The organism is Aquiflexum sp. (assembly GCF_041751335.1).
Lineage (GTDB): Bacteria > Bacteroidota > Bacteroidia > Cytophagales > Cyclobacteriaceae > Aquiflexum.
In genome coordinates this window covers 1-11,053 of sequence record NZ_JBGSXS010000368.1, presented here as the reverse complement: position 1 = coordinate 11,053, position 11,053 = coordinate 1, and the positions used below count along the sequence as shown (strand labels likewise).

8 protein-coding genes are annotated in these 11,053 nt (G+C 41.4%); all 8 read right to left on the bottom strand.

The features are described 5' to 3' along the window. On the bottom strand, positions 1-362 hold a 362-nt coding region (locus ACEW8U_RS19915; RefSeq protein WP_373523811.1), incomplete at its 3' end, for a response regulator transcription factor. Positions 363-371: 9 nt separating this feature from the next. Then, positions 372-3,386, bottom strand: coding sequence for a two-component regulator propeller domain-containing protein (locus ACEW8U_RS19910; RefSeq protein ID WP_373523810.1), 3,015 nt, complete (start codon positions 3,384-3,386; stop codon positions 372-374). Positions 3,387-3,536: 150 nt separating this feature from the next. Continuing rightward, entirely contained in the window at positions 3,537-4,157 is a 621-nt protein-coding gene (locus ACEW8U_RS19905; protein ID WP_373523809.1) for a hypothetical protein, read from the bottom strand. A gap of 150 nt (positions 4,158-4,307) precedes the next feature. Further along, on the bottom strand, positions 4,308-4,949 hold the full coding sequence (locus tag ACEW8U_RS19900) for a response regulator (protein ID WP_373523808.1): 642 nt from the start codon (positions 4,947-4,949) through the stop codon (positions 4,308-4,310). A gap of 132 nt (positions 4,950-5,081) precedes the next feature. Beyond that, positions 5,082-5,942: a helix-turn-helix domain-containing protein gene (locus ACEW8U_RS19895; protein WP_373523807.1), complete on the bottom strand. Its 861-nt coding sequence runs from the start codon at positions 5,940-5,942 to the stop codon at positions 5,082-5,084. A 76-nt stretch (positions 5,943-6,018) separates the two neighbouring features. Further along, complete coding sequence (locus ACEW8U_RS19890) at positions 6,019-6,657, bottom strand: response regulator (protein ID WP_373523806.1); 639 nt, start codon at positions 6,655-6,657, stop codon at positions 6,019-6,021. After that, positions 6,650-8,584, bottom strand: a complete 1,935-nt coding sequence (locus ACEW8U_RS19885; protein ID WP_373523805.1) for a 7TM diverse intracellular signaling domain-containing protein — start codon at positions 8,582-8,584, stop codon at positions 6,650-6,652. The genes ACEW8U_RS19890 and ACEW8U_RS19885 overlap by 8 nt, the downstream gene beginning before the upstream one ends. Before the next feature lie 118 nt (positions 8,585-8,702). Next, a partial coding sequence (locus ACEW8U_RS19880) for an MBG domain-containing protein (RefSeq protein ID WP_373523804.1) occupies positions 8,703-11,053 on the bottom strand: 2,351 nt, incomplete at its 5' end.

The following is an 11,053-nucleotide window of genomic DNA, read 5'->3' as shown; positions in this document are numbered from 1 at the left end:
CCTTTATTGACTTCGTCTATGCTTTGGGTGATTTGGGTGACGGAGGCAGATTTAAGGATATAGCCCTCTGCCCCAGCTTGAAGGGCAGCAAAAACCTTTTCGTCATCATCAAAGGAAGTCTGCACAATGATCTTGATATGGGGTGCGTAATGCTTGGCTATTTTAATGCCTTCGATCCCATTGACCACGGGCATTTCAAGGTCCATCAGGATGATATCCGGTCGGCTTTGGTCTATGTCTTTTTTGATAGTGGCACAGTTTTCAAAAGAACCCACCCATTCCAGTTCAGGCACCAAACCGATCAAAGCCTGCAAACTTTCCCTGCGGGCAGAATTATCGTCATATATGGCTACCCGGATCATCCTTTAAAGTTATAGGGATTCGGTTCCATCTACAATACTAAATGTAGCCATGGGGATAGAACAGGTCAGGGTAGTTCCGTTTCCGTTTTGGCTATCAATGCATAGTTTTCCATTCATCTGTTGGCAACGCTGCTGCATATTTCCCAATCCATTTCCGATTTGGGCCAAAGTCAGGTCCAACCCTTTACCGTTATCATTGATTTTGAGGATCAATTGGTCCTCTTTTTTGGTAAGCGTCAACCTTACCCGGTCGGCTTGGCTGTGTTTGGCGATATTGTTCATGGCTTCCTTGGTGATCATCAACAGGTTTCTTCTGAGTTCAGGCTGGAAGATCTCTTCGTCCAGGTCTGAGGCGATAACCTCCGCAAACTGTATTTCCTTGGAGGCAAGCAATTCATTGGCATAATTAAGGATTCGCGCCCGGAGGGAATATTTCTCGTTTTTGGGATCCTTCATACTCCAAACAATATCGCTCATGCGGCCCATCAGTTCTTTGGATTGATCACGAATTTTATCCACCATTTCCCGGCCTTTCTCAGGTTGGGAATCCCATACCTGACCTGCCAAATCTCCATAAATATGCAAACTGCTGAGCGTAGCGCCCACATCGTCATGAAGGTCGGCAATGATCCTTTCACGCTCCTTGGTAAGGAATAAGGCTTGTTCAGCTTTCAGTTGCATGATGCTGTTTTCTTGGTGTAACCGGTTCATCCTCCTGGTAAGCATCATCCGGTAAATAAGGTAAATCAAGAAAAGTCCCAGTAAAATAAAGGCCAACTTGAACCACCAACTCGTGTACCACACCTGATGGATCACAAAATCATAGCTGGCAATCTCCGGTTGATTTGCAATCTTGACCTGAAAACTATAGGAACCGGGCAGGAGATTGGGGAAATGGACTATGTTGGAGTAATTCAGGTCTTGCCAATCTTTCTCCGAGCCAACCAAGCGGTACTCATAAGTCAATGTAGAAGCCATCCAAATAGGGTTGGCGGAAACATAAAAATCAAAATGGTTTTCATCATGGGCAAATTCAAATTGTGACTTGATGTTTACCAAATTGTCATTGTTGTGGATATGGGCGATAAATGGCTGTGGTTTATCCAACATTTCCTCAACCTCATCCGGATCAAAGAGATCAATCCCTTCCATACCTCCCATCATCATCCTGCCGTCAGGCAGCAACATGGCTGAGTTCCGGTTGTATTCGGTATTGACCAATCCGTCTGCTTTGGTGAAATTGGTGAAGGATTTATATAAAGTATCAAATCTTGAAAGCCCGTTGCCTGTACCGATCCAAAGATGTCCCTTTTGGTCAAAGGCCATACAATAAATTCTGTTATCCACGAGTCCTTCCTGTGTACGGTAGGTTTTGAATTTTCCAGCCTTTTTGTCAAAATAAGACAAGCCGTTTCCCGTACCCAACCAAAGATTCCCATCGGCAACGGGAATTATCGCATGCACCCGGTTGGCGGGGATACTTTCAGGACTGCCTGTGTCGGAAAGCCATTGTCGTGTCTCTCCACTTGGGGTATGCAGGGACACCAAGCCTTCACTTTCTGTCCCTATCCAAACGGTATCTCCCTGTTGTGCATATTGAAGAGGGGAAATTCTGGGAAAAACCATTTTGTCCTCCGATATGCGCCACAGTTGGTTTACCAAATCAAATTGATCCCCAGGATAGATGAAATAATCATAAGTTTTACCATCAGAGATGAAAGTCCGGGTAAATGGATTATTATTGGGCTTGCCTTCAAAAAACTCATGAATACGTCTGCCATGCTCCAAAATCCAGCTTTTCGGATCGCCATTTTTTAGGATTTCCTGATATTCCAACAATCTAAAATCCCTATAAATTTCGTCACTATGGACAGACCTTAACTCCCCGGACTTTATGTCAAATAAGCTGTAGTGGGTATCAGGGAAATCATGCTTGATGATCAGTCGGTTTTCATCGAAAGGATAAATTCCAAGGATAAAGTTGCTATAAAGGCTTGAGTTTTCCTTTGTAATGGTATAGAACTTGGATGACTTGACTCTCAAATTGAATAAACCCTGTCTATTCCAAAACCAAAGCGTTTTACCTCTATCAAAAGAGTTTGCTATTTGAACCTCAGATAACTCCGGAAACCCATCCCACTGACGGCTAGGTTTTTCGGCGTTTTTTTCCCAACGAAATAAGCCTTTGTCTGTGACAAACCAAGAATAATCCGGTTGGGTATAAAAAAAGTGGATTGTAGCCCCCTCAAAATATGGCAAAATATCATCATTAACTATACTACCCGCCGGGTCTTCGACAAGCAATTCCCGGTAATTTAGGGTATGTCTGTACCAAGAATTTCCGTTGACATCAGTATTTAGGCCAAGGAAACCCTTGTGATTCCAAACTGTCTTTAAAGAATCCAAATGGCTCCTCAATACATATTTTCCGATGTTTTTTGAGGGAACCAACTCAACGGGAAATCCATCCACCTCGCTATAGTATTTAGTAGGAAATCCAAATGGCCTAACCACATCAGAAATAATGGAATCTTGTTCATCCACAAATACCATCGGAAAAATTACAAGTAAATCCCTATCAACCAGAAAGTGTTTTATTGGATCAACAATATATAGTTGATCTCCAACACTTGAAAAAGTGGAAAGCAAATTCGAAGGCTGGGTTTTGAGCGGTGTAAATACCTTGGAATAAATATCATAGGCACCCATGGTATGGTCAATCTTAAGCCAATATCTCCCATCTGACGATTGTACCAATTGCTTGACAATGCCATTAAAAGATGTTTTTCCATCCGTCTCCAAAATCGGGGATTTATAGGCCCTAAATCCATCAAAATAAAAGAGACCGTTGTAAGTACAGATCCAAATCAGGTCATTCTGATCCCGGAACACGCCATAAATCACTGCGCTTTCAATCCCATGGGCCTGTCCCCAAGAGCGGAGCTGAATATCGGATTGTGCAGGTGCCTCAAAATACACCAAACTGCAAAAAAACATCCAAAGGATAAAGTATGCACTTTTCATTTTAATCCATTTTAAAAACGAGTCTATTCGAAAAATTCAGCTAAAATAATAATTGGTTTACTTATAAAAGTACTAATTATTCTTGAAATAAAAAAAGCCACCCATACCCCTGGATGGCTTTTTTTGAAAAAACATACGAACGAAAAAATATCAAGGGTTAATCCCGAAGTACTCACATAGGGCTTCGTAATCATCAAATTCAAATGGGTAATGTTCCCTACCACTACTGCTTGACGGTGGGATGACAATATACCTGACATTCGCATCCGGAAAAGAAGTGGCGGCACCAGGACTTTCATTTAAAGGGGTCCCATGAAAAATCAATAAACTTCCGACACGAATAGAATAATCGATAATATAAACCATCGCTCCCGTAACATTATTATAAATTGGTGTTGGCATCAATTTAATGGAAGTTGATGTGGGATTTAGCCTAAAATATGCCAAGACTGTTCCCTGGTTTAACACACTTTCAGTGATTTCAGGTGCAGTTACAGTGCTTGTAGAATAAGGTGGCACTGATGCCCATGTCAGATTTAGCCATTCGCTGGCAATGACATTTGCAGCACCTTCGGGTCCCTGTGGACCAGGTGACCCTGCAGGCCCCACCGGGCCTTGAGGGCCTGCTGCCCCGGCCACTCCTTGAGGACCTGCTTGACCTGAGGCGCCTGCCGGTCCTTCAGGACCTTCGCAGGAAATCAATCCATAAAAGATTAAAGCAGCGAACAATAGGCTTATAAAATTAAAAGTGTTTAAGTTCAAGGGTTTCATGGTTTTATGTTTTGGTCGAAAGGTTAAATATTTCTGAAACTAATTTCCTGATTTTACCTGCTGCATAAAATACCCCAAAAGGAGTATTTCTGAAAATTTGTCTAATTGTTAAATGAAAAATCCTCAGAGAAAAAGACCTGGTAAAAAAAACTAATATCCAGGCTGCTGCCTCATGATAGACACGAGGCCGGTCAGGTTTCTGACACCTAGTTTTCTAAAGATGTTTTTTCGATGGGTTTTGACGGTAAGCGGACTGAGATTGAGCTTATCCGCAATCTCATTGCTTTCAAATTGGTTGATGATCAATTGGATGATATCCACCTCTCTTTTTGACAGGTTATATTCCTGAATGAGGTTTTTATAAAAACCATCGGGCTGTTTCTTTTGATTTTCGGCCTCCTCTTTGTCGAAAAATTTTTCCCCGTCCAAAACTTTTTCAATAGCATTTAACAAAACTTTCAAAGGGGAGTTTTTGCCAACAAATCCATAAGCACCCAATCTTTCACAAAGATTAATTGTAGCTATTGTTTGGTGCATGCTAATGACAATGACCTTCAGTTTTGGGAAATGTCTTTGAATATAACCCAAGCATTGAACCCCATCCATGATCGGCATATTCAGATCCAAGGTCACCAAATCGGGATTAGAATGGGATGAATCTAGGTAATCCACCAATTTCTTACCATTATTGAATTGTCCAATTAGGGAATAATCTGGATTTTTGGAAAGAATGCTTATAAGACCTGATGCAAAAAGATCGTGGTCATCGACTATGATAATATTTTTCGACATGGGAAAGACTTTGCAATCAAGGTGATTTCAATTCGGCAGTTTTACCAATTTATTTGGATAGCGACTATACCATTGAGTTAAAACAAAAATATGTTTTGAAATCATCTAAAAATTGTAGAAATGCGAAGTGACTTATAAAGATCCTTCTTCAGACAGATACTGATTGATCCTGATGTCAAGCCAAGAGGGGGATTTTAGGTATTTTTTGGGAGTGAAGCCTGTAAATTCCACAAAATCCTTGATAAAATGGGACTGGTCAGCATATCCAAATTTCAGAATTAGCCCAAAGAAATCATTTTCTGTTGCTTTCATCAATTTGTCGTAAACCGCATGAAACCTGACTATTCTGCAAAAGAGCTTAGGGCTCAGGCCAATTTTTTTTTTGAAATCCGTCTCCAAACTTCTTTTGCTTTTCCCTAACGTTTCTGCCAATTCCGGTACAGTCACCATTCCTTCCGACTTGAATATGGATTCCAGCACTAAATCCAACTTAGTGTTTTTGAATTTATCCGGTACTTGGTTAAAATGATTTTTCAAATACTGTTCTATCAGACCAACTGATTCTGCATGTTCAATGCCATTACTAAGCCGGATCTGCAGCTCCTTAGGGAAATCAACTGTAGGGATTTGGGATATGGGAGTCAGGGCGTTGGAATATTGGGAAACATCATCTTGTAGAAATGGGTAAATCCCTAACTGGGTAAAAACCACTATTGCCAATTTCATATCTCCTTTGGAAGAGACCTTATCATAGGTGGAGATTTGGCCAAAAAGCACAGGTTCATCAAACATTTCAGTTGGAAGTCTGTTTTTTACTTTCTTCTGAACCAACAATCTGTAGCGAAATGGCTTACCTAAGGGAATTCCCATCGAGGCAGACCCTTTTACTGTCATCAGTGATTCAAATTCATTTTCGAAGTTTCCCTCAAGGAAAATGATACCTGAAATATAATCGGCAAGCTCAGGTGAGACAGGGTAGAAATTGGTCTGCATGGAATTTTTGGGTGATAGAAATTTGAAGATAAAAAAAAATACCAACGAAAGAAAAAATAAAGACTAAGTAAACCCATCAATATCTCGGCTGTTCTTTCATCAAAGCCACCAAACCGGTCAGGTTTCTAACACCCAGTTTTCTAAAAATATTCTTTCTGTGGGTCTTCACCGTCAAAGGACTCAAAAACAATTTCTCGGCAATCTCATTACTCTCGTACTGATTGAGGATCAGTTGGATGATATCGACTTCCCTTTTGGTCAGGTTATATTCCATCATCAGCCTTTCGTAGAATCCAGAACCCGATTCGGTTATTTCTTCCCTGAATACATCCTGAAAATATTCCCCACCTTCAAGGATTTCCTCAACCCCATTCAATAAGATTTTTAAATGTGAATCTTTGCTGACAAAGCCTTTGGCGCCAAGTGTTTTACAAAGGTTTACTGAAGATTCCGTTTGATGCATGCTGACTATCAGCACCTTTATAGACAGGTGGTTTCTCTGTAAATAAGTCAATAATTGGATTCCATCCATCACGGGCATATTCAGGTCCAATACTAAAAGATCGGACTTTCCTCCATCATCAAAAAAAGTCTGAACCTCTTTCCCGTTTTTGAAATGGGACACCACCAAATAGTCCGGGTTTTTGCACAGGAGACTTTCCAATCCTGAGGAAAAAAGTTCATGATCATCCGCTATCAGAATCCGCTTACTCATAAGTCTTGTCTATTTTTTCGAAAGGAATGGTGACAATGACTGTTGTGCCGTTTTTGTTCACATCAAAATGCAGTTGCCCTTTGAGGTAATCGACTCTTTTATGAAGGTTGGACAGCCCCATCCCCCCATTGGGGTTTTTGATAAATTCATCAGGAATCCCTTTGCCATTATCAGAGACCATCAGGGTAATGCTGTCATCGAAATTATCAAAGAACACCTGTATGTCAGCTTCGGAAGCCTCGGAATGCTTGATGATATTGTTCAGCAGTTCTTTGATAATCCTGAAAAGGTTGATTTTGGTGTCTATGTTCAAATAAGGGATATCACCAATATCATAGGCGATTTTGATTTTGTTTTGCACTTTGACCAAGTCCAGAACTTCTGAGACCATGGTTTTCAGCCTTTTTTCCGCTGCTTCCAATGGCATCAGTTCGTGGGCGATAAACCTGAGGTCATGACAGGCCATCTGCATCAGTTTTTGGGTTTCTTCCAATGAGGTCTTATTATTATCGTTTTCTTTTTGGTCTAATAGAATGCTATCAATTTTCAATTTGATCATGGCCAACAATCCGCCCAGGTCATCATGAAGGTCTTTGGCGATACGCTGCCTTTCCTTTTCCTGGGCTTCAATGATACTTTGTGCTGTTTTCCTTTCCTGTTCCAGCATTTTGGCAGTCAGCCTGTCCTTATCCCTTCTGATCTGATAGTATCTATGGGAAATACCAATGGTCAGGACAATCACGTTGACTATAGAGCCAAATATCAATCCATTGGGTTTGAGTGGATGCCAATCCGTGAAACCCTGTAGGTTCAGGACATAATTGGAAAAACCAAAAATCAGCAAAGCCAAAGCGGCAAAAATAAAATAGGTAATCTTCCCCTTCTTTTTGAATTGACTGAAGGTCAAAAACAAAATCAACATCATATTGATAAATGAAAGAAATAGTGCAAAGCCATTCACATATCGGTTAAAACTATAACTTGTACTAAAAAACAAGGTCAGAAAAACCAAAAAAGCATATAGGTAAATGGCATAAAATAAGGGAACAGACTTTTCTGCAATGGAAAATCCATAAGGCTTGATCCCAAAAAAGTAATGGATAAACTGCAACAAAAACACAGACATCAAAACTGAGAAAAGTGGTATAATGACGGCAGAGAGTTGACCAAAATAATCCCCATAAACCCAAAGGAACAAAAAGCCATCTTCTTCCAAGATTAAAATCAGACTGGAAATCAAATATCCTGCAAATGCCAGGTACATGGACTCTTTGAAATATAACCAGAAAAACAGCCCAAGTCCTGTAGCCATCAATAATACTCCGGTAACAGTGCCATAGATTGAAGTCCTGGTCACTTCATATTCCCAATATTCATTGACACCGTCAAGGTAAAAAGGGATATAAGTATTGAGTCCCCTGCTGTCCACTTTGAGCAAAAACAACCTTTGGGCAAGGGGAGGAAGAATTATCTGATAGGAATTGATCCGGCTGTTCATATCCCTTCTCTTTTCCGAATACAAAAAGCCAGAATACTGTTCATTCAATAATTCTCCATCAGGATCAAAAGTGTATAGGATGCCTTCCTTGATTGCTGCACCCACAGGACTGAAGATCACCTTGTTGTTTTCATTCAAGTTGTTTTCCAACATAAAAGCAAACCACCAAATGGATTCTGTATAGCCTTTGTTAAAAAGTTTGGCCTCACCGAATGAAGTGAATTGCCCATCCAAAAATCTTTCTAAAACCTGATAGGGATTGCTGTCATCCTCTTCCTCCAAATAAAACATACTGGGCCCTATCAACTCATCATTGGGATAGGAAACAGGAATAGGCTGAACTGTGAAACCCTCAGCATTGAGCTCACCTGCCCAAAAAAAGGAAAGCAAAACCACCAAAAACCAAAGATATTTATTGTAAGGTTTCATTCGTTAAAAATCATCTATTGAAATATAAAAAAAAATACCCCAAAGAGGGTATTTTATAAAATAAAAATCCCCCTCCAACCAAAGTCAGAGAGGGATAATTGTAACCATAATTTGTGCATTAATTTTTAATCAATCGCTTGGTCATCACCTGATGATCGACTTTCACGATGACATGGTACATTCCGTTGGCCAAACCTTTCAGTTCAATGTTTCTGACGAAACTGTTTTCCTGATAAGCTTCTTCATGGTAAACCACGCGTCCTGCGGCATCAAAGATCCTGATGGTGACATCTGAACCTCCGTACAATTGTACCTGTATGTTGGCATCTGTTGTAGCCGGGTTTGGATAGACCAGAATTTCACTAGGCTTGATTTCCCTGTAAAGGGTCACTTCCCTGCTGATGGTCTGCCCTGCCCTATCCGTGCTGCTGATAGTTGCTTTCAACTGATTTCCAGCTTCTTGAGTACCTTTCCACATCAGGTTGTTACCTTCGATATAGAAGTTTGGATGCGCTTCCATGCTGTAGGTATGGATGTTGTCAGCAGGGTCGATTGTAGTCAGAAGACTGATTGCCTGTCCGGACTCAAGTTTGGCAGGTAGGATGTTGGACTCCAATACGATGTCTTTGGCCATCGGCTTGTTGAGAACCATTACCGGTACAGAGATAGCCTCGTCCACATCAAACCAAGGATTATCCTGAACAAATCCATCCACTTGATAGAATCCGGATACCATTTGGTCATAGGCTTTGTTGTCCCACTTGATGGCAACCTCATAACCGTCAAACCAGTTTTTAGACATCTTGATCAGGTCTTTTTCTATGGTTTCGAATGGCGTGTTCCATTCAACTTCCTGCACATTGACTGCAATCCTCTTGTTGCCTTTGGTTGCCGGCTTGTGGATCACGATAGAGCCTCCGCCAATTTCTGTAGCGTCATCAGAACTTTCAGAAGTGCCTCGCTTATTATCGTAAAGAAGCGTACTTGATGAATTATGGTCCCAGATCATGATCCTGAACTTATCAAATCCACCACCTCCGGATACTTGACCATCGATTGCTATAACTCTGAACTTATGGTTTCCAACACCATTCACGGTTCCAGTACCAGTATAAGTTGCCTTAGCTCCAGAAATGACCAGCTGCATAGCGTTATGTATAGAACTTGAGAAGTGTAGGTCACCTGCTTTAAATTGGAAGTTAGTATTACCATCAACCTCATTGGTATTGTTTTTACCAGTCTTGTACTTAGCATTAAATCCAAAGTTCGCTTTTCCTACCACTTCCGCCTTGGCACCAGTCATTGCACCTGCAGGTGAATCTATCCAACCACCACCGGTTACAAATCCTCCGGCAGGATCATACACTGGAAGGAATGCAACCTCAGACTCAGCACAGCCACTTCCTACTTTTGCTCTAACCTCGTATACATCGGCAACTAAGCCTGAGACTCCAAACCTTGCAGTTCCAGGACCATCAATTGGATTAGCTCCAGTCAAACTAGTACCTTTGAAGACACCATCTATGTAGAAACTAACTGCTACTCCAGCCACAGCAGGACTAACAGTAGCTTTTAGCGTTGCAGGAGTTCCTATAGCCACAGGAGTACTACTTGCAGAGGCGTCTATACTTACCCCTTTAATTTCAAAGGTATTTGTACCAATAAGTGAAACGGTATAGTTTGATCCAGCACTCAAATTACCAATAGTATAACCATAAGTACCTACGTCATTTCCAGTTTCCCGCATCAATGCACCAGTGAAACTGTTGCCAGCTATCAGAGGCTCGCTTGGTGTGTATGCAAATACTGGATCGACCTGACCACAGTATTTAAATTGACCTAGATTGGCTGAGATTGTGATCGGACGAGGAGTCACCGTCAACACCCCGTCAGGGTTGCTCACGTTATAGTTTGCCAATCTGCCCGCTGGATCTACCAGAGTTCCTACAATCGCATATGGTGAACCTGCTACCGTTGCATCGGCTGCATCTCCCAGACTTGCTCTGGTTACCGTGATGTCATCGCCCGCTACTACGCCGGTGATGCTGCCACTGTAATCCGCATCAGTCAAGGTCTCGCCGTATACTTTCGAACGGTCAGTGTTCACAACCGTGATACTTGCCTTTTCAATTGAGAAAGCTGTAGCATCTGAACTAGCTTGTTTATAAAATCCATCACTACTAGCTGCCACAGTTGCAGTAACGGTATAATTCCCTGCATTGGTAGGACGGGTAGCACTGGGACCGTAGGATGAGGAGCCTACCCCTGAATAACTAAAAGTATAACTTGTACCTGTACCAGTATTTGTAGCTACAGTGGGACCATTTTGATTACCATTATAAACATAGGTACCAATTGTAGGGGTAACTGTTGGCGTTGCCCTTGTATCAGTATTAACCGTAATTCTACCTGCTGTCGCAGCAAAAAATGTATTGTTTTTAAAAGTTGCAGTTGAAGAAGTTGATCCCC